General features: G+C 45.2%; 16 protein-coding genes. 9 read left to right on the forward strand and 7 right to left on the reverse strand.

All coding sequences use genetic code 11. From position 1 onward, the window contains the following. Positions 1-66 precede the first annotated feature (66 nt). The gene (locus DFP81_RS09000; RefSeq protein WP_245959126.1) at positions 67-1968 is read left to right on the forward strand and encodes a B12-binding domain-containing radical SAM protein; all 1902 of its coding nucleotides are present in this window, start codon (positions 67-69) and stop codon (positions 1966-1968) included. A 210-nt stretch (positions 1969-2178) separates the two neighbouring features. Next, positions 2179-3801 carry a methyl-accepting chemotaxis protein gene (locus DFP81_RS09005; protein ID WP_115897443.1) on the forward strand — a complete coding sequence of 541 codons (1623 nt, stop codon included), beginning with the start codon at positions 2179-2181 and terminating at the stop codon, positions 3799-3801. Positions 3802-3915: 114 nt separating this feature from the next. Here the strand turns inward: DFP81_RS09005 and DFP81_RS09010 are convergent, their stop codons facing one another. Then, the gene (locus DFP81_RS09010; RefSeq protein WP_181903066.1) at positions 3916-6264 is read right to left on the reverse strand and encodes a bifunctional diguanylate cyclase/phosphodiesterase; all 2349 of its coding nucleotides are present in this window, start codon (positions 6262-6264) and stop codon (positions 3916-3918) included. A 429-nt stretch (positions 6265-6693) separates the two neighbouring features. On the opposite strand from DFP81_RS09010, the gene adhP reads away from it, so the two are divergent. Further along, a complete protein-coding gene (gene adhP / locus DFP81_RS09020; protein ID WP_115897446.1) occupies positions 6694-7704 on the forward strand; it encodes an alcohol dehydrogenase AdhP in 1011 nt (336 codons plus the stop codon). 93 nt (positions 7705-7797) lie between these two features. On the opposite strand, the gene DFP81_RS09025 is transcribed toward adhP, so the two are convergent. Beyond that, positions 7798-9084 carry a dicarboxylate/amino acid:cation symporter gene (locus tag DFP81_RS09025; RefSeq protein WP_115897447.1) on the reverse strand — a complete coding sequence of 429 codons (1287 nt, stop codon included), beginning with the start codon at positions 9082-9084 and terminating at the stop codon, positions 7798-7800. Positions 9085-9412: 328 nt separating this feature from the next. Between DFP81_RS09025 and DFP81_RS09030 the strand changes: the two genes are divergently transcribed. Next, a complete protein-coding gene (locus DFP81_RS09030; protein ID WP_115897448.1) occupies positions 9413-9820 on the forward strand; it encodes a GFA family protein in 408 nt (135 codons plus the stop codon). 495 nt (positions 9821-10315) lie between these two features. Here the strand turns inward: DFP81_RS09030 and DFP81_RS09035 are convergent, their stop codons facing one another. Then, positions 10316-11152 (reverse strand): HPP family protein, encoded by an 837-nt coding sequence (locus DFP81_RS09035; RefSeq protein WP_115897449.1) that lies wholly within the window; start codon positions 11150-11152, stop codon positions 10316-10318. 38 nt (positions 11153-11190) lie between these two features. Between DFP81_RS09035 and DFP81_RS09040 the strand changes: the two genes are divergently transcribed. Then, positions 11191-12036, forward strand: coding sequence for a LysR family transcriptional regulator (locus DFP81_RS09040; RefSeq protein WP_115897450.1), 846 nt, complete (start codon positions 11191-11193; stop codon positions 12034-12036). A 74-nt stretch (positions 12037-12110) separates the two neighbouring features. After that, positions 12111-13388, forward strand: a complete 1278-nt coding sequence (locus DFP81_RS09045) for a DEAD/DEAH box helicase (protein WP_115897451.1) — start codon at positions 12111-12113, stop codon at positions 13386-13388. A 71-nt stretch (positions 13389-13459) separates the two neighbouring features. On the opposite strand, the gene DFP81_RS09050 is transcribed toward DFP81_RS09045, so the two are convergent. Next, positions 13460-14605 (reverse strand): methionine aminotransferase, encoded by a 1146-nt coding sequence (locus tag DFP81_RS09050; RefSeq protein ID WP_115897452.1) that lies wholly within the window; start codon positions 14603-14605, stop codon positions 13460-13462. 582 nt (positions 14606-15187) lie between these two features. On the opposite strand from DFP81_RS09050, the gene DFP81_RS09055 reads away from it, so the two are divergent. Continuing rightward, a complete protein-coding gene (locus DFP81_RS09055; protein WP_115897453.1) occupies positions 15188-16045 on the forward strand; it encodes a PA4780 family RIO1-like protein kinase in 858 nt (285 codons plus the stop codon). Between the two features lie 27 nt (positions 16046-16072). Here DFP81_RS09055 and DFP81_RS09060 read toward each other — a convergent pair whose 3' ends face one another. Both DFP81_RS09060 and DFP81_RS09065 read right to left on the reverse strand, forming a co-directional pair. Further along, a complete protein-coding gene (locus tag DFP81_RS09060; RefSeq protein WP_115897454.1) occupies positions 16073-16435 on the reverse strand; it encodes a ribbon-helix-helix domain-containing protein in 363 nt (120 codons plus the stop codon). Between the two features lie 181 nt (positions 16436-16616). Next, the gene (locus DFP81_RS09065) at positions 16617-17180 is read right to left on the reverse strand and encodes a DJ-1/PfpI family protein (protein WP_115897455.1); all 564 of its coding nucleotides are present in this window, start codon (positions 17178-17180) and stop codon (positions 16617-16619) included. Positions 17181-17465: 285 nt separating this feature from the next. Here DFP81_RS09065 and DFP81_RS09070 point away from each other — a divergent pair, with 285 nt between their 5' ends. After that, entirely contained in the window at positions 17466-18137 is a 672-nt protein-coding gene (locus tag DFP81_RS09070; protein ID WP_115897456.1) for a 7-cyano-7-deazaguanine/7-aminomethyl-7-deazaguanine transporter, read from the forward strand. Between the two features lie 57 nt (positions 18138-18194). On the opposite strand, the gene DFP81_RS09075 is transcribed toward DFP81_RS09070, so the two are convergent. After that, the gene (locus DFP81_RS09075; protein WP_115897457.1) at positions 18195-18719 is read right to left on the reverse strand and encodes a YgjP-like metallopeptidase domain-containing protein; all 525 of its coding nucleotides are present in this window, start codon (positions 18717-18719) and stop codon (positions 18195-18197) included. A 289-nt stretch (positions 18720-19008) separates the two neighbouring features. Here DFP81_RS09075 and DFP81_RS09080 point away from each other — a divergent pair, with 289 nt between their 5' ends. Further along, entirely contained in the window at positions 19009-19749 is a 741-nt protein-coding gene (locus DFP81_RS09080; RefSeq protein WP_115897458.1) for a DUF481 domain-containing protein, read from the forward strand. Positions 19750-19881: the final 132 nt, after the last annotated feature.

Genomic DNA, 19881 nt, shown 5'->3' on the forward strand with positions numbered 1-19881 from the left:
TCCCTTATTTTTATTCCTTGTTACCCTTAAAGGTAGGCTATGACCGTTCTTCTAATGACCCCTCCAATGACTCAGTTAAATACACCGTATCCAGCGACGGCGTATCTTACGGGTTTTTTACGCTCTAGGGGCTATGAGGCAGAGCAACGTGACCCTGCCATTGAGCTGTTTCTTGAGATGATGACGGCCCCTGCTTTGGACATTATTCGTCAGCACGTGGAAGACAACTTCGAGCAATTTGAAGACGACGAGTTGCCCGATGTGATTTTCACCTTCTTGGCAGAGTTTGACCGCTATCGTCTCGCGGTGGAGCCCGTGATCCGCTTTTTACAAGGTAAAGACCCAAGCCTTGCCCTGCGCATTATCTCCCGTCGTTTCCTACCGGAAGGCCCAGCTTTTGACACCATTGAGCAAATGGAAGCCGTCTCGGGCGATGTATTAAAAGCGGCGTTTGGTAACTTAGGGGTGCAAGATCAAGCCAAGTATTTAGCCACCCTGTTTATCAATGATTTGTCGGCGGTAATCACCCAAGGTGTGGACCCTTATTTCGAAGTCAGCCGTTACGGTGAACGCCTTGCTGCGGCGAACCCAAGTTTTGATAACTTATATGACACACTAATGGGCGAGCCGAGCTTTAGTTCTGAAATCCTAGAACAATTGGTTGAGCAATATTTGGAAGAAACCCAACCCAGCGTGGTGGCCTTAACCGTTCCTTTCCCGGGCAATATGTTGGGCGCATTACGCATTGCGCAAACCTGCAAGGCGATTAATCCAGACTTGCCAGTCGTTATGGGGGGCGGTTTTGTGAATACCGAGCTACGTGCCCTGAAAGACACACGCGTGTTTGAGTTTGTTGATTTCATCTGTTTGGATGACGGCGAGCGCCCATTTATGACGCTGCTGGAGTTCTTTGACGGACAGCGCGAAATCGACGAGTTAGTGCGTACTTACTTTCTTGCTGAAGATGAAAGTGGCATCCCTTATGTGCATTTGAATGACAACAAGGAGTTACACGACATTCCCCAAACCGATGTGGGTACACCAAGCTACGACGGCTTACCTTTAAGCGAGTACCTGTCCCTTTGTGAAATGCTCAATCCAATGCATCGTATTTGGAGTGATGGCCGCTGGAACAAGCTGACCATTGCCCACGGCTGTTACTGGCGTAAGTGTAGCTTTTGCGATGTGAGCTTAGATTACATTGACCGCTACGATGCCGCAGGGGCTGATCTGCTGGTCGACCGAATTGAAGAGTTAATCGAAGAAACCGGACAAACTGGCTTTCACTTTGTGGATGAAGCCGCGCCACCAAAAGCCTTGTTTGCGTTAGCGAATCGCTTAATCGAACGCGGCGTTGTTATCAGTTGGTGGGGCAATATTCGCTTCGAAAAAACCTTTACCCCAGAGCGCTGCCAATTGTTAGCAGATTCTGGCTGTATCGCCGTCAGTGGTGGCCTTGAAGTGGCCTCAGATCGATTGCTTAAGTTGATGAAAAAAGGCGTCAGCGTCGAACAGGTGGCGCGAGTCACTAAAGCATTCAGTGACGCCGACATTCTAGTCCATGCTTATCTTATGTACGGTTTTCCAACGCAAACCGAACAAGAAACCATTGATGCACTAGAAATGGTACGCCAAATGATGGCTCAAGGCTGCTTCCAATCGGCCTTTTGGCATAGATTCGCCGCCACCATACACAGTCCGATTGGCATTAATCCTGACGACTATGGCATCACCCTAGATGAACGCCCTGAGATTCTGTTCGCAGAAAACGATGTAGACTTCACCGACCCAACCGGCACAGACCATGAAATGCTAGGTGAAGGGTTGCGTAAAGCACTTTACAACTACATGCATGGTATTGGCTTTGATCAACCGATGAATTTCTGGTTTGAGCGCCCTGTTTCAGATACCACTATGAGACAAGACCTAATATCAAAAGCCATTAATGATGTGATTGCACACAGCTAACCCTATGGCTGCAAAATAATACGGCGTGAGTCTTAGCGCGGATGCGAAAAACAGACGCTACAACAGACTCTAAGCCATAAATTAAGCTACACTCTTCCTTCACTTTTATATTATAGGGTAAAGCACTACGGCTGGAACTTCTCTACCCCTTTTGTGGACCAACTATTGTCTGCTTTCTGCAACGCTTGAATAGATTAACGGATTTAACTTATGACGATTAATGCTCGCCTTGTTATTGGCTTTGGTATTACTTTAGCCCTAACGGTTATTTTGACAGTAATTGCAATTCATCGAGTGAACTTCATCGACAGTACAATCACTCAGATGACTGACATTAATTCTGTAAAACAACGCTATGCCATTGATTTCCGAGGCAGTGTTCACGACCGTGCCATTGCGGTGCGTGATGTGGTTTTAGCCAGAGATAACAACGAGGTTTCTGCTGTCATCAAAGACATTGAGGAGCTTCATCAGTTTTATCAGAAGTCGGCAAACATGCTTAGCTCAGCCAAGCTCCCTATGACGGCACAAGAGCAATCCATTTACCGCAAAATACAAAGTATTGAAGAAAAAACCCTACCGCTTATTCAACGGATCATCAGCGCCAAACAAGCCAATGATTTAGACTCCGCTCATGCTCTATTGCTAAACGAAGCGAAGCCCTCTTTTGTGGAGTGGCTTGCGGCCATCAACGCCTTTATCAATCTTGAAGAAATGGCCAATCAACAAGCTACTCGGGAGACCCGAGAAGTTTCCAGTAGTTTCCAAGGCTGGATGATAACCCTTGCTGCTGTCGCGATTATTATTGGCCTTAGCGTGGCGTATTTAATCGGTCGCCGAATTAAAAATGCGGTAGGAGGTGAGCCTCAAGCAGCGGCGGATGTGATTGCCGAGATTTCCAAGGGGGACTTAACTGGCTCCGTCTCTTCTTGCTGTCCAAACAGCATGATGTCGTCAGTACAAATAATGCAGCAACAACTGGTCTCGATCGTTAACGGTATTATGAGGTCCTCTAATGAGCTGTCTCAGCGCTCAGCAACCGTGGCATCTGGCACCAAACAATCATTGGTTGCTGCCGATACTCAGCTAGAGTACACCAACTCTGCCGCTCATAAACTGGTCGAAATGAACGACAGTATCAACGCTATCTCAAATCGTGTTCGTGAAACCGAAAGCAACTCTAATGTCACCGCTGAACTTTCCTTGAAAGGGCAAACGGCAGTACAAAAAGTCGCCACAGAAATTGAGCAAGTGTCTCTCACCGTGCAAGCCACAGTGGAACAAGTTAACACTCTTGAGGAGCGCACCCGTAGCATTGGCGATATTATCAATGTGATTCGCGGTATTTCAGAACAAACCAATTTATTAGCATTAAACGCTGCCATTGAAGCCGCTCGTGCCGGCGAAACAGGCCGAGGTTTTGCGGTTGTAGCAGACGAAGTACGCCATTTAGCACAACGTACTGGCGATGCCACTGGCGATATTGAGAAAATGATTTTGCAAGTCCAAGAGGAAACCAAGGCTTCCGTAGAAGCAATGGAAACTACGGTGCCTAAGGTGCAAAATGGTTTATTGCTTACCCAAGAAGCCAATACCCTGTTGAATGAAATCCAGCAGCAGTCGAAAAACTCCTTAGAGAATGTGCTCGAGGTGGTCGCTGCCACCGCTCAGCAAGTCGCAACGGTCGCTGAGATCAATAGCGAAATTCAAGAGGTTGCTAATATGTCAAAAGAAACCAGCCAAGCACTGCAGGTGAATGCTGATGAAACCCTTGCTTTGCAACAGCTTTCTGAAAAGCTTAAAGCCGATATTAATTATTTCAAAGTTCAATAACTCGCAGCAAAACCTCTAAATAAATGGCCAGCTGAGACCTGTCTCAGCTGGCCATTTTTTGTTTTGAACCAGTCTATTGCTACCTAGTATCGGACGCTCTAACTCGATAATACCCTAGCTCAATAACACCTTACCTTGTTGATAACTGAGTACTTTTTGCAATGGGATCGGCTTAGAAAAGTAATAGCCTTGTAGGTAATCACAGCCGTAACCTAATAACAAATCCGCTTGTTCTTGGGTTTCCACCCCTTCCGCTACTACCAACACACCCAACGCATGAGCCATCGAGATAATGGCCTCACATAAGGTTTCTGAGGTGGTTTCTGCGCCAAGTTTCTGTACAAACTCACGGTCTATTTTCAGGTAATCTATATCGTAATTCATAATATAGGCAAGCGACGAATAACCTGTGCCAAAATCGTCTAAGGCCACTTGAATACCCTCTTCTCTAAAGGCTAAAAGTGCTTTTCGAGTACTTTCATCAGAGTTCATCAAAAGGTGTTCCGTGATTTCCACGATTAAGCCATTGTGTTGCTGTATTTTTCGACTGCTCGTGTTGTGAAGAAGTAACTCAGCAAGCAAACGACCGTCTTCACCTTGTTGTTTAGACAGCTGTATTGGGGAAACATTTACACTGATTTGAACCTGATCGCCGTGCACCTCACGAATAGATGCCAAAGCACGCTTCGCTTCCTGAATGACCCAATGTCCTATCTCAACAATTTGCCCTGACTCTTCTGCAAATTGAATAAATCGGTCAGGTGGGATTAACCCTTTCTCGGGGTGCACCCAGCGAATAAGGGCTTCGAATTTGGTTACCTTGCCATATTTGTTAACGATGGGTTGATAGAGCAGGTGAAATTCTTGGTTCAAAATGGCGTGGCGCAGATCTTGAATCAACTCTATTTTGCTTGTTAGCGCCTCTTTTAATTCCCAACTAAAGCGCCGTGTAGCATCTCGGCCACTTTGTTTAGCAAAGTACATGGCTTGGTCAACAGCAACCATCAACTCTTTGGCATTCGTCCCGTCGTCTGGGAAAAGGGCAATACCAATACTCGCCGTTACGACTATTTCAAAATGTGACACATTAAAGGGCTCTTTAATTAAGAGTCTAATTTGCTCACTCAATGCCACTATTTCTTCTTCGTCTATATTATCCAGCAACAAAATAAACTCATCGCCCCCAATTCGACTAATGAGCTTAGCCGAAGGGGCACAGCGAATAAGCCGAGAGGCGATCATTTTCAGTACTACATCTCCCGTTTCATGACCTCGGGTATCATTCACTTCTTTGAAGTTATCAAGATCAAGTAAGATAACACCGACCTGGCGGTTATCTTGATTCTCACACAGTATTTTAGCTAGATTAAAGTTGAGTGCGTCACGATTGGACAATGCGGTTAAGCTGTCTGTTTGCGCCTGTTGTACGATGAGCTCCTCAGCTTGGACTTTGTGTTTGGCCATATCCAAAAAGCTGTTTTGTAAATCGTCCATTTCTTTTACGCCAATCGGCAATGCCGTATAGACTTTCTCGTTTCTCCCGAGGCGCATAGCGAGCTCACCTAAACGATTCAGTGGCTTAGATATAGTGTTCATAAAAAACACCCTCAACAACACCAACATCACGATAACCATCAGGGTAAAGCTGGCCACTATCACCGTATAGCGTTCCTTCACCATGGAGATAGGCTTATCTACTGACACTCCGGTCAGAAAAGTCAGTAACACTTGTCCGTCTTCGTTAAACACTGAATTTCGAACGAATACACGATAGATATCGTCATTTCCCTCAACTATGGTGTTAAAAGTTTGAGGGGGCTCAAACACAAGATCATTCGGGTAGCTGGCAACCACTTTTCCTGTACTGTCTAACACATAAGCCACGCTCTTTTCAGGTAACTGACTATTACTTAACAAGAGGTTCCACCAATCTAGAGTGATAACGGCGACCGCCACTCCTAAGGAATATTTATTATTCGTTTCTAAATGAATAGGGTAGGCAAAATTAATGGTTGGCCGACCAACCGCACGGTCAATTTGTACCCCGCTTGACGTAAAACGGTCTTGGTTCATCGCTTGTTGGATATATTGACGATCGTATACATCGAGAGGGGAGGTAAGCGCTGTCCCATTACAAGTCAATATCCCCTCATCATTCGGGATGCCGATATTGATATAACGTTCAAATAACAAGGTAAGGTCGCTGACAAAACGTCGACAATGTTCTGAGTTCGGCTGTCGAACTTGCGGTAGCGAGGCAAGCGCTACTAAGAAGCGTCGAGTGGAAGACACTAGCTCTTCTTGATTTTCTGCCACTTGATTGGACACTATTTCAGCCGTTACAAGAAACTCTTCTTCGATAATGTCACGGCTGTAATCGAAGCTCAAGTAAGTGAAAAAGTAGAAAGGCATAACAATCAATATAGAGAGAAAATAAAGGCGTCCTTTCAGTGTATTAAACATTCTATTTCTCATACTCCATGATACGCACTTGGCACACCTCAAAACATATGAAAACCATCACCAGCCCAATACAAGTGCATTAAAATAAATACCAAGTACATCTCCAAGGTAATCATTGTTGACACAAGTGTGTCAACAACACTCTGATTTACTTCTCTTGAAGCTAGCAGATATACCGCAAAACATGCTCCCCTTTTTGTAATAATTCGCAAACCACAAGGCACTCAAGCTCACTCTTAGCAGACGATAAACGCAGAATTACCGACGTTTTACTTCATGCCAAAAGGTAAATTGTACTCAGGTGCAAACATAATGGACTATGAGGAAAACTTTTCTCTGCAGTGTTTTTAAAGTAGAAGGAAGGCAGGTGTTTGATGCTGTTAAACCTTGCCTTAACACTCACTTAATAAAAACTAAATGGAGTTTGTTATGAAAGCAGCAGTAGCCAGTCAATTTGGCGCCATTCTCAATATAGAAGAAGTGGCGAAACCAAGGATCGAAGCACATCAAGTGCTGGTCAAAATACATGCCTGTGGCGTGTGTCACACAGATTTGCACGCCTGTCACGGTGATTGGCCGGTCAAACCTACTCTTCCCTTTATCCCAGGACATGAAGGGGTTGGTGAAGTGGTCGAAGTCGGCAGCGCCGTAAAGCATTTAACCCTTGGCGATCGTGTTGGCATTCCTTGGTTATACAGCGCATGTGGGCATTGTGAATACTGCTTAACAGGCAATGAGAACCTGTGTTTGTCTCAACAAAATGCCGGTTACTCCGTAGATGGCGGTTACGCAGAATACTGCGCTGCGCACGCTGAATATGTCGTTAAAGTTCCAGATGGCTTAGGCTATATCGAAGCCGCCCCATTATTTTGCGCAGGTGTAACTACTTATAAAGCACTTAAAGTTTCAGCGGCAAAACCAGGTGACTGGGTCGCATTATTTGGCGTCGGTGGGCTGGGGCATCTCGCGGTGCAATATGCGGTCGCCATGGGCTTTCGCGTGGTCGCCGTCGACACTGGTGACGCCAAACGTGAGTTGGCTCTGTCACTCGGTGCCGAACACTTTTTCGATTTCAAGACAGACGATGTGGTCACACAGATACTAGATACCACCCAAGGCGTTCATGCCACTGTCTGCACAGCTGTGAGTAAAGCCGGCTTTAGGCAAAGTTATGATGTGATTCGCCGTGGTGGAAAATGTGTCTTGGTTGGCCTGCCACCCGAAGACATGCCACTGCCTATTTTCAATACAGTGCTGAATGGCGTAAGTGTAATTGGTTCAATTGTCGGCACCCGTAAGGACCTAGAAGAATGTCTAGAATTTGCTGCTCGCGGTAAGGTCAAAGCTATCATTGCAGAAAAGTCATTAGATGACATCAATGATATTTTTGACGACATGGTAAAAGGCGATATTACAGGACGTATTGTTATGTCGTTTTAACACATAAAAAAACGCCGTAGTGACATGATGCTTTATGGCATTCACCTCACTACGGCGCTTTCGTTAACGCGCGACTACGGCTTACAAATAGGCTTAAGCCTGGCCGGAGTCTGTCTTAGCAGTATGATGGCCTGCGTCAGGATCATTGTAGACACTTTCATCTAGTTGACCTTCACTTTTCGCCACAACCGCACTCACAACCGCATCACCAGAAATATTAACAGCGGTACGTATCATGTCTAATAAGCGGTCGACCCCTAGGATCAAGCCAATGCCTTCGATTGGCAAACCAACTTGAGCAAATACCATAGACAGCATGATCAAGCCCACTCCAGGTACACCTGCTGTACCAATAGAAGCCAACACAGCCATTAGGATAACTGTAAGGTAGCCCATCATACCAAGGTCAACATTGTAGATATTGGCGATAAAGACAGTGGCAACACCCTGCATGATCGCCGTACCATCCATATTAATAGTGGCGCCGAACGGTACCGTAAAGGAAGCAACTGAGTTTTTAACACCGAGACGGTCTGTCACGGTACGTAAAGTCACAGGAATAGTCGCGTTCGAGCTCGACGTACTAAAAGCAAAGATCTGCGTGCTACGCATTTTCCTAATAAAGGTTAATGGGTTTAAGCCAGACATAAGTTTTAAGATAATCTGCAGAGTCACAAACAAGTGGAACAGCAGAACGCCGATCAACACCAATACATAACCCAAGAGCTGCTCTAATAGATCTAAGCCTAGGTTAGCAATGGCTTTCGCGATAAGACAAAACACCGCGTAAGGTGCAACGGCCATAATCACGTTCACCATTTTCATCATGATTTCGTTCAGGGCCTCGATAAAACTGCTCACTGAATCCGCTTTTCTACCGACCATTAGCAAGCTAACACCGAATACGATCGAGAAGAAGATAACTGGCAGCATTTCACCTTTCGCCATAGCACTGATCGGATTAGATGGCACAATATTGATGATAACAGAAGACAGCGGTGGCGCTTCTTTACCTGTGAAGCTGTTATTAGCAACGGCATTCATGCCTTCGCCAATTCCTAAACCAGAAGCAAAGAAAATCGCACTAGCAATGGCGATTGCCGTGGTCATCAGGTACAAAACAAATGCTTTCGTACCAATCCGGCCAAGCAATTTAATGTCACCTATTCCACACACACCACAAACCAATGAGAAAAAGACCAAAGGCACGACTAGCATTTTCAATGCATTGACGAACATACTGCCGACAACATGAAACAAGCCATTGGTTAAATATTGATTCACCCAGCTACCGGATACATTGGATCCCGTTAAGTTGATAATTAACCCAACGGCGATACCTAACGCCATCCCCAGTAACACCTTCATTGTTGTACTCATAACACTCTCTCTAGTTTTTATATGTTACGTTGATTTGCTATGCCCAATAAATATGGCTGAAAATAAAAGTGGGGCATGATACATGGCATCAAGCCGTATCAAAACCTATATTTTCTTTACAAACAGGGAGATAACTTGCGCGCCCCCCTTGAAAGCCCCGAAATTACTGGCTTTTCAAAAGAAGGACATACTCTGTTTCGCGCCAAATACCGAACATAAGCCATAACGATAGGGCGTGATGAGTGATATAAGATCCAATATCAACGTTAATTTACTCTTAGCATAAAGCGCTGATAGTGACCTCAACAGATGCAGAAGGAACGAAACTATGAACCAAACACACACTGGCTCTTGCCTCTGCGGCACGGCCAAATTTGAATTGATCGGCGAATTTAAAAAATTTTTCCTATGCCATTGTAGCCGCTGTAGAAAAAGCTCAGGGAGCGCCCATTGTGCTAACCTTTTCGCTCCAGGAGCGGAGTTAATTTGGCTAAGCGGGGCGGATAAACTCAGCTTTTACAAACATCAAGAAACTAACTTTTCACGTACCTTCTGCTCCGTCTGTGGTTCTAATGTTCCTACAGAAATCAAAGCGCGAGGAATCGTTGTTGTACCGGCAGGCTGCTTGGATACAAGTCTGGAGCTGTCGCCTCAAGCCCATGTTTTTAGCGGCAGCAAAGGCAATTGGGACGATGGCTTTGCCGACCTCCCTGTCTTCGACGGTATGCCAAGTTAGACAGGGTGTTGCGCAGCGCCAACACAAAGACGCCAAAGCCAAGCTTATGTTTGGCGCTTCTCTCAGAGCAGTTTGATATGACTAAACTGTTATCAGCGGATCAAGAGTGGTCGAAGATCGGCCACTCTTTAGCAGGAGGACAGCACAACTTGTATGACCTTTAAGACTGATGCAAACTAGCAAGTATTCATAATAACAAAGAGTTAGATTGACCAGATGAAGTGCCCACACTGCCAAGAAAAACTGCCCTTTTCACTGCTTAAAAAAAGCCTTTTTCGGCCCCAAGCATGCCAGAGCTGTAAAGAGGGATATGTACTAACCATTAGCATTGGTCGTATGCTCTTACTGCTCTTGCCCGTCGCGTTTAGCCTTATCATGATCCGGCCAATCAGTCTTCATTGGGGTATTGAGCCTACTTTTTTCTCTGCTTTAATTCTGCTGTTGTATGGCCTTTCTTGCCTTACACTCAGCCAACGGGCAATCAAATAACGCACTTTAAGCCGCTGTTAAAAATTTGCGTTTGGCCTTGGTGGACGCCTCGGCCGCACGCCGTTGCTCGGCAATAGTGTGCGCCGCATCATAAATGCTTTGTAATTCATCCAAGCTAACATCAACAAACACATCTTGCTGTTGTAGCACTTGATGTAAGTCTTCTACATTAAACTGCTCAAGGTTGGCCGCTACTTGATGAGCGTGTTTCTCTGTCGATTTTCTATTCAACCAAAACAGTGGATAGCGCCGCCAATGAAACAGATTATTTATCACCATGGCTAACGCTAGGATAATCAAAATATTAACGATGAAAACAAGCACGGATTGCGCCAAGTTAATCTGCGGCAAATTGGTCACAAAATAGAAGGCGGTAGCACCACCAGGTGGATGCAAACAGCCCAAATAATGCATCAAAATCACCGTCACACCCACCGCCAATGCGGCGGTCAGTAGGCTGCTATCCAACACACTGGCAAAGCCCACGCCAACCACCACAGACAAGGTTTGACCAGCCAACGCAGGCCACGGCTGAGATAAGGCTCCATGGGGTAAAGCAAATACTAGGAAAGCCGTCGCCGCGGTTGAAGCAAAAAACAAGATATGTGCATCCGTCGACAAACTCCACTGAGTAACAAAAGCCACAATGGCAATCGCTAAGCAGGTGGTAATACCAGACACTATCCGCTCTAGATGCGATGTTCGGTTGGCTTCCACGCCAATAAATTGACAAAACGTTTTAACAAAAGACAGCTGCATAATAAAGAAAACGTAGACGAGGGTAAAAAGTTGAGTGGCTATAGTACGGAACTCTTTAAGATCGGTATAATGAATATTAAACAATCATAAGTTCAATTAAATTGCACTTAAACTGGATTCATATGGATATTGAGCTAGCAAAAACCTTTCTTGAAATTATGCAGTCCGGCACTTTTGCTAGGGCAGCGGAGCGGCTTCATGTGACACAAACAACCATCACCGCACGAATTCACTCTCTTGAAGCCAACCTGAACTGTACGCTTTTTATCCGTAATCGCGGTGGCGCACGCCTCACCCCTGAAGGCGAGCGTTTTGTGCGGTATGCTAAAGAAATGATCGCCTCATGGCAGGCGGCACAAGAAGTCTGCTGCAGCCCTTTAACAGAAAGTAAAACCACCTTATCTCTCGGCGCGGAAAACAGCTTATGGAACCCCATTATGGTGGAATGGCTGATTCAGCTTGCAGAATTTGAGCAGCTACAATTACACAGCCAAGTAGATAACACTGACGCACTCTATGATGCCATCCGAACGCTTCGCTTGGATGCGGCCGTGGTTCACAGCGCTCGCTACTACCCTGATTTAAACATCGAGCAAGTTGCCGAAGAAAAACTCATTCATGTCGCCTCTGTGCACACGCCAGAACCCAACCTTTATATCGATTGGGGCGAAGAATTTGCTCAACAGTTCGACCGCTGCTTGCCCTTCAATCGGCAAACGGCAATGCAATTTTCACTTGGCCCAATGGCGTTAAAAGTCATGTTAAAACAAGGGGGGAATGGTTATTTTAGGACCCGAGTAGTAGACCAATATCTGCAACAGGGCCACCTCAAGCGGGTACCTAATGCTCCTGAATTTAGTTACCCTATCTACCTTGTTTCACACCGCGGGCATCTGCCAAAAGAGTTCAATCAGGTCAAACACCGTCTAAAAAGAGTGCTCAAAAGTAGCAACCAATGGCCGGTATAAAACAGCCCGTCTGGTGCCGTAAAATGCTACACTAATGACCTTTGTTATTCGTCTACCATTAAGCGAGCAAGTTCATGAGTTTTGCGTCATTAGGCCTTCATAAAATACTGGTTAACACGGTTTCTGAGCGTGGTTACAGTAGCCCTACCCCCATCCAAAAAGAGGCCATCCCAACTATTTTAAAAGATCGGGATGTGATGGCTGGCGCACAAACCGGAACCGGTAAAACGGCCGCGTTTGCTTTGCCAATTTTGCACCGTTTGCTAGAGCAATTTGACTTAGACCAAACCAGCGATGCGGGCTTGGCCAACCAGAAATATAAAAAAGTCAGTGCACTCGTCCTAGCGCCAACACGCGAGCTTGCCCAACAGGTATACAAGAGTTTTGCGACTTACAGCCAAGGCACATCGCTGCAGTCGGTCGTGGTGTATGGCGGAGCAAGCATCAACCCCCAAATCAATGCTCTCAATAAAGGCTGTGATGTATTAATTGCGACGCCTGGCCGCTTACTAGAGTTACTAATGAAAAACCTCGTCAAACTCGATGGGCTAAAAACACTGGTACTAGACGAAGCCGATCGCATGCTCGACATGGGCTTCATCGTCGATATTCAGCGTATTCTGACGAAAATCCCAAAGAAACGACAAACATTGTTTTTTTCCGCCACCTTCAATCAGGATATCTTTGCGCTGAGTAAAACCCTGCTAAACGATCCAAAGTTGATAGAAGTCGATCAGCGTAACGCGACCGCAAGTAAGGTTAAGCAGCTGGTCTATCAAGTCGATAACGATCAAAAAAGTGGCTTATTGTCCTACCTAATTGGCTCAAAAAACTGGCAACAAGTACTAATATTTACTCGCACCAAACAAGGTGCAGATGCGCTGGCAAAAGAAATGCAAAAAGATGGCATAGCCACTCAAGCTATCCATGGGGATAAGTCTCAAGGGGCTCGTGATCGCGTTTTGTCTGACTTTAAAGCAGGCCAAGTAAGAGCCCTAGTCGCAACCGATGTCGCCGCTCGAGGCTTGGATATCCAACAACTACAGTATGTGGTCAATCATGAGCTGCCATACAACGCGGAAGATTATATTCATCGTATTGGTCGCACCGGTCGTGCTGGATTAGAAGGGCTGGCGATTTCTTTAGTCTCTAGCAAAGAAAACTATTTATTAGATGATATAGAGAAGTTAGTCGGCGAGAGCTTTAACCCTCAGTGGTTCCCAGGCTTTGAACCTGATTTAGACAAACAAGAAAGCAGCAATAAACGTCCGCCATCGAAAAAAACGCTACGAGCCAAAGCCTTAGGTAAAGAGACGCGCAAAGATAAAAAGCCAAGAAGAAACCGACGATAAGCCAGTCTAAGGCGCATAATCAATGATAGAAGATTACCCAAACGTTCATGGGCAATCTTCTACTGTTTTTGTTATAACTGGCTTAATTTCTGTGCGGCTTCCACCAAGGTATGTTCTTCCTTAGCAAAGCACAAACGAATAAGACGTTGGTCTTGGGGTGCATCTTGATAAAAGACGCTGACAGGAATCGCGGCCACTCCCACTTCATCGATCAACCATTCACAAAATGCCACGTCATCAAGCTCACTAATGGCGCGGTAATCCAACAACTGGAAATAGGTGCCATCACAAGGCAATAAATCAAATCGGCTACTTGCTAGGGCTTCTCTTAATACGTCCCGTTTTTGTTGATAAAAGCCTGCTAATTCAGCACTACTTTCTGGTACATCAACTAAATGCTCCGCCAATGCTTGTTGCAATGGCGTGGCCGTGCAGAAAGTGACATATTGATGAACTTTGCGCAGCTCTTCGGTTAGTGCCACTGGTGCCACTACATAACCAACTTTCCAGCCTGTTAGGTGAAAGCTCTTGCCAAACGAAGACACCACAAAACTTCGCGCACTTAGCTCTGCGTGTTTATGCACACTTACCGCTTGCCCAGAAAAGTGAATAAATTCATACACTTCATCGGATAAAACATAAATATCTTGGCTTTTAATCGCCTGCCATAAAGCGTCTAGGTCCTCTGCACTCCAACAACTGCCCGTAGGGTTATGTGGCGTGTTAATAATCACTAGGCGCGTTTTCTCTGTTAGCAAAGACGCAAACTCCAGCCAATCAGGTCGAAAATCAGGCGCAGTAAGCGTTACCCGTCGGCAGACACCGCCAGCCAATGTAATGGCGGGTTCATAAAGGTCGTAAGCAGGATCAAACAGTATTACTTCATCGTCTGGCTGGATCAAAGCGGTAATAGCATTAAAAATGGCTTCTGAAGCACCACTGGTCACAGTGATTTCTTCTGTGGCATTAACCTGTCGTCCATAATGGCGAGCAATCAAACGGGCAATGGCATCGCGCAATGATGGCAAGCCCGTCATTGGAGCGTACTGATTGTTACCTTGTAATAGTGCTGTTGAGGCGCGCTGCAATAAACCTTCGTCTGGTTTGAAATCAGGGAACCCCTGAGATAAATTAATCGCACCTTTTGCGCTGGATAATGCGGACATTTTACTGAAGATATTGGTACCCACTGCGGGTAATTTAGAAGAAATAGCCACGTTGTACTTGCCTTAAAACAAAATGAAATACGGAAAAACAATAGCGCTAGTAAAAAGATTTACTGACTTAAGGTCAATGTATTCTCTGTTATACCTGAATAAACAGACCACCACGCAGCCAGTGTGCTCTTGCTTGTACTAAAATTTGCAAAAGCGCGTGCTATTAAGAGTCATTCTGGGAGGTTTTCATTTACGATATAATGGCAAGCAAGGTTGAGAAAATCGGTTATCTAGGGGAAGTATGAGCAACGCTTCTTGCTTCAGCACGAGGAGAAAAGCGAGCAGTGCGCAACGAGTATCGGATCTAAATAGTAGACCTATTGACGATTTTTCTTAAAGCCTGATACTGAGACAACTTATTCGCACCTTTCCTAGCGGTATTACTGATAAAATAAAGTCGCTGTTGTCATCAGAGGCACCGATTGCCCTGGAAAAAAGAAAAACAGGGGGTAACTGTCTGATCTGCTCTGAGCTACTATATCGTGACGCCATGACGTCTAAATTGACCAAAATAAGGAATATGTTTTTGTTTTTTACTTCTGTTAGTAACCTTTGTTATCTAATACCCACACAAGGAGTAGCATGAAAATCCCTAAGAGAATTCAACCACTTCTTGAAGACGGTTTGGTCGATGAAGTACTTCGGCAATTAATGAGCGGTAAAGAAGCCACTGTTTATGTTGTTCGTTGCGGCTCTGAAATTCGCTGTGCGAAAGTCTATAAAGAAGCCAGTAAACGTAGCTTTAAACAAGCAGTGCAATATCGTGAAGGCCGCAAGGTCAAAAACAGCCGCCGTGCTCGAGCCATGGAGAAAGGCTCAAAATTTGGTCGTGAAGAGCAAGAAAATTTATGGCACAACGCCGAAGTCGATGCCTTGTACAAACTTGCCAATGCCGGTGTCCGTGTACCTAAACCCTATGGCTGTTTTGATGGGGTATTGCTGATGGATCTGATCATGGGCGACAACGGCGATGTCGCACCACGTCTCAACGATGTTTCCATGTCGGCAGAGCAAGCTCGCGAAGATTTCGAGCTTATTATCCGAGACATAGTACGCATGCTGTGCGCCGGGTTGGTTCATGGGGATCTGTCGGAGTTTAATGTATTAGTGGATGCAGACGGCCCAGTCATCATTGACCTGCCCCAAGCAGTCGATGCGGTTGCTAATAACCATGCTGAGTGGATGTTAGAGCGCGATGTAAACAACATGCGAGATTATTACGGCATGTTCGCGCCAGAGATCTTAGAAACCCAATACGCGAAAGAAATTTGGTCTATTTACGAAGCAGGAAAGCTCACCCCAGAAACAGAATTAACCGGCCTCTTTGAAGAACCAACCGAAGCCGCCGATGTAGACTCTGTACTGCTTGAAATAAAAGAAGCATTAGCGGAAGAAGAAGCGCGCCTAGCAAGAATCAGCGCAGACGACGAAGAAGGCTAAGCTCAGCTGGCAGCCAGATACATAGTATCAGTGAACACCGCGACTCGCAGATTTAGACTCATTTTGTAAAATGCGCTCTGAATCGAGCGAGGCGATCGGAACATCTGTTTGCAGCGGAATGTCACCATTTAACTGCAACGCCTGGTAACGCAACGCGCAAACACGCAAAAAGGACGTGAAGTTAGCCACATCATGGCCCACTTTAATCGATTCTTGATAAAGACGAGTAATCAACTGGGTTACGCTTAACCCATCCCGAGCACCAATTTCAGTTAACAACGCCCAATATGCATTTTCCAGGCGTACACTGGTCACCATGCCATTAATCCGCAAAGAATGCGTGGTCGACGACCAAAGCTCTGTATCGGCATTAATAAAAAGCTTACACATGGTGCTAACCTCTTCGCGGACTGAGCAAAAAGTGTAGCGACAGAAATCTAAAATGGCAACCAGCTAAAAAGCCTGAAAATAGACGCTGAAAGTGAGAGTCACGCCACCGAAACACAAAGAGGAACATCTATTATTGGCGTTTCTCTTTGCTCATTCAGCGTCAATCAACAGACCTTGCCATCTATAGCAAAGCGATAAATTGCGCCAGCCAAGCGGGATGCGCAGGCCATGCCGGAGCCGTTACTAGGTTGCCGCTCGTGACGGCTTGATCGACTGGAATATCAGCATACTCACCACCGGCCTGCTCCACTTCTGGACGACACGCAGGATAAGCAGAGCATTTTTTCCCTTCTAATACGCCAGCTGCAGATAAGATTTGCGCACCATGGCAAACCGCCGCCACGGGTTTATTCGCGCTAAAGAAGTGGCGCACCATGTCTAATACGGCTGGATTTAAGCGTAGATACTCAGGTGCACGACCACCTGGGATCACTAAAGCGTCATACTCTTCTACTTGAATCTTGTCGAAATCTGCATTCAAGGCGAAGTTATGGCCCGGTTTTTCGGTATAGGTTTGATCACCTTCAAAGTCATGAATGGCTGTTTTTACCGTATCACCACTGACTTTACCTGGGCACACCGCATGCACGGCATGCCCCACTGCCATTAGGGTTTGAAATGGCACCATGGTTTCATAATCTTCGGTGAAGTCTCCAGTAATCATGAGAATTTTTTTTATTGTCATCACAGGCTCCTAAACTATTGTTGGGTCGAGCTATGATGCTAACAAGCGATAACAACGAACAGGTATTAGGCCATTACTACAATAAAAGAAACACAATAAAAGAAAACAAAGGCTGTATAAAAAACATCCCAAAAGCTATTTCCTGAACAGTCGGTTAATGTATAATCGCACCCAACTTTGGCCAACAAACGAAAGCGAAAGTTTATAGCGCAAATCTTAATGTTTTTATTTGGGTTCCCTCACCCCAAACAGCATTCCAGCCGAAATTAAAAAAAAGGTGTTATCATGAGTAGTTTTACCCCCGAGCAACAGCGTAAGGCGTTGTGGTATCTTGCTGGATTCCACTTGCTGATTATCGCGTCTAGCAATTACCTAGTACAAATTCCATTTACCGTATGGGGCTTCCATACCACATGGGGTGCATTTACTTTTCCGTTTATTTTTCTGGCCACAGATCTCACTGTCCGAGTTCTCGGGGCGGCACTCGCTCGGCGCATCATTTTTCTCGTTATGATCCCCTCGCTGCTGGTGTCTTATGTGTTATCTGTGCTGTTTGCACAAGGGCAGTTTCAAGGGGCTGAAGCCCTGTCTTCATTAAATTTATTTGTCGCTCGGATTGCCATCGCCAGCTTAATGGCGTACTTACTTGGCCAAATTCTAGATGTTCAAGTGTTTAATCGCCTACGCCAAATGAAGCAATGGTGGATTGCACCAGCGGCGTCTACTGTATTGGGGAATGGCTTGGATACTTTGGCGTTTTTCGGCATCGCTTTTTACCAAAGTCCTGATCCTTTTATGGCGCAACATTGGCAGGAAATCGCACTTGCTGATTACGGTTTTAAGCTATTTATTAGTATCGGTTTATTTATTCCAATGTACGGTGTTTTATTGGCCTATTTGGTAAAGAAAATTACCGCCGTAAAACCAGACTTCAAACTAGAAAGCAGTAAGGCCTAATACTAAAAAAGCAGGCTAACCTTGCGTTTAGCCTGCTTTTCTCACCTTATTTACGCGCTACCAAAGATCACCAAAAAGCTCGCGATGACATAAATAAAAGCGCAGTTCGAACTCCAGTTGGTGGTATTCCGGCTCCATATAACAGCACAATTTGTAAAACGCCTTATCGTGCTCCTTCTCGCGTAAGTGTGCTAATTCATGCACGACAATCATTTTTAATAAAGGCTCGGGCATACGACGGAATAATGAGGCAATACGAATCTCATTCTTTGCCTTCAGCTTGTTACCCTGCACGCGAGAAACATAAGTATGCAAACCTAATGCGTTATTAATGACATGGATTTTGTCATCGTAGACCACTTTGCTTATCGGTGCTGAGCTACGCATAAATGTGTTTTTCAGCGCCATTGTATAATCATAGAGCGAGCGAGGAGCACTCAAGTCATGCGCTTCAGGATATTTCTTCAAAAAAAATGCCGCTGTTTTCTCTGTCTCTAACAAGACCTGCGCTTGCTGCTGTAGTTGGGGGCTATAGGCACTGAGATAACCTAGGTTCGGTGCTGTTTGACGACTCCGACTCATCGTTTCTTCCTTCGATATTTGAGCCGTCAGTTTACTTTATATTGTTTTTAAACACAGGAGGAATAACGCTTCACCAATGGCTTTTGTCAGTTTTTTCTCTGCATAAAAGCACGAATATGAAAATAGCCTAAGGGGAGGGGATTTTCCGCCGAGAAGGCTAAAAGCACACCAAGCTTTATGTTAAATTCTCGGATATTCACCGTTTTTTTAGCACTTGGCTCAAACGTCTATTATCACTCTTTATCTTGAACGATACGGTATTTTACCCTTCCCAATAAAAAAGGTTTTCATGATTTTAAGGTACAGCTTACCTATCTTGGTGATGCTTGCTACACAAACAGCATTTGCAGCAGATAAGACAGCTGACAAGCTCGGCGTCAGAGGCTCAGCAGAGTTTGGTCTGCAAATGACTTCCGGCAACAGTAACACCGACAACCTTAGTAGCGGTCTCCATATTCACCAGAACCTAAAGAACTGGCGTAACCATTATGCTTTTGAGTCTTTCAATTCTGATTCAGACCATGTGGCCACCAGTGAAATCTATCGCGGTTCATTACAAAGTGATTATAAATACAACAATAAGGAATTTTGGTACTTGCGAGGAGAGGCGGAGAAAGACCGTTTTTCCGGCTATAAATACAAAACGAATGTTTCCACAGGTTACGGAAACCGTATATGGCAGCAAGAAGATGGCTCTTTTCTAGAAACATCTGTGGGTGTCGGTTACCGCAGAAATCAAATTGAAACCGGCACAGAAGAAGACATTTTTGATCGGGGTGTTATCACGCGCTTCGCTCTCAAGTTATTAAAAAAAATCTCCCCGACTGCCATATTTCGACAATCTCTCACCACTCAATTGAACTTAGAACACTTAGGCACAGTGACAGAATCCGTCTCATCATTGCAGGTAAGTATTGTCGATAACTTTGCGATGAAGCTATCTTATCGTGCCCAGTATTCTTCAAAAGTCCCCATGGATACCGCAAAAACAGACACAGAAACCTCGATCACACTGCTTTACTCTTTCTAAGTTCCCGCTTCTTCAATATAAATTCTGTCACAAGCGATTACAGTGTCTAAATATCATGAAGCAAAGGTGTAACCTTGGCTATTTGCCCGAATATTATGCTTAGAAATGTTAGTTTTCTAGCCACACAAACAC

Origin of the sequence: Marinomonas pollencensis, from assembly GCF_003387375.1 — a bacterium.
GTDB classification, from domain to species: Bacteria; Pseudomonadota; Gammaproteobacteria; order Pseudomonadales; family Marinomonadaceae; genus Marinomonas; species Marinomonas pollencensis.

What these genes read in the sequence shown, in the direction of transcription:
- DFP81_RS09000 (WP_245959126.1), top strand. Translation starts at nt 67, where the DNA reads ATGACTCAGTTAAATACACCGTATCCAGCGACGGCGTATCTTACGGGT.
- DFP81_RS09005 (WP_115897443.1), top strand. Translation starts at nt 2,179, where the DNA reads ATGACGATTAATGCTCGCCTTGTTATTGGCTTTGGTATTACTTTAGCC.
- DFP81_RS09010 (WP_181903066.1), bottom strand. Translation starts at nt 6,264, where the DNA reads ATGTTTAATACACTGAAAGGACGCCTTTATTTTCTCTCTATATTGATT.
- adhP (WP_115897446.1), top strand. Translation starts at nt 6,694, where the DNA reads ATGAAAGCAGCAGTAGCCAGTCAATTTGGCGCCATTCTCAATATAGAA.
- DFP81_RS09025 (WP_115897447.1), bottom strand. Translation starts at nt 9,084, where the DNA reads ATGAGTACAACAATGAAGGTGTTACTGGGGATGGCGTTAGGTATCGCC.
- DFP81_RS09030 (WP_115897448.1), top strand. Translation starts at nt 9,413, where the DNA reads ATGAACCAAACACACACTGGCTCTTGCCTCTGCGGCACGGCCAAATTT.
- DFP81_RS09040 (WP_115897450.1), top strand. Translation starts at nt 11,191, where the DNA reads ATGGATATTGAGCTAGCAAAAACCTTTCTTGAAATTATGCAGTCCGGC.
- DFP81_RS09045 (WP_115897451.1), top strand. Translation starts at nt 12,111, where the DNA reads ATGAGTTTTGCGTCATTAGGCCTTCATAAAATACTGGTTAACACGGTT.
- DFP81_RS09055 (WP_115897453.1), top strand. Translation starts at nt 15,188, where the DNA reads ATGAAAATCCCTAAGAGAATTCAACCACTTCTTGAAGACGGTTTGGTC.
- DFP81_RS09060 (WP_115897454.1), bottom strand. Translation starts at nt 16,435, where the DNA reads ATGTGTAAGCTTTTTATTAATGCCGATACAGAGCTTTGGTCGTCGACC.
- DFP81_RS09065 (WP_115897455.1), bottom strand. Translation starts at nt 17,180, where the DNA reads ATGACAATAAAAAAAATTCTCATGATTACTGGAGACTTCACCGAAGAT.
- DFP81_RS09070 (WP_115897456.1), top strand. Translation starts at nt 17,466, where the DNA reads ATGAGTAGTTTTACCCCCGAGCAACAGCGTAAGGCGTTGTGGTATCTT.
- DFP81_RS09075 (WP_115897457.1), bottom strand. Translation starts at nt 18,719, where the DNA reads ATGAGTCGGAGTCGTCAAACAGCACCGAACCTAGGTTATCTCAGTGCC.
- DFP81_RS09080 (WP_115897458.1), top strand. Translation starts at nt 19,009, where the DNA reads ATGATTTTAAGGTACAGCTTACCTATCTTGGTGATGCTTGCTACACAA.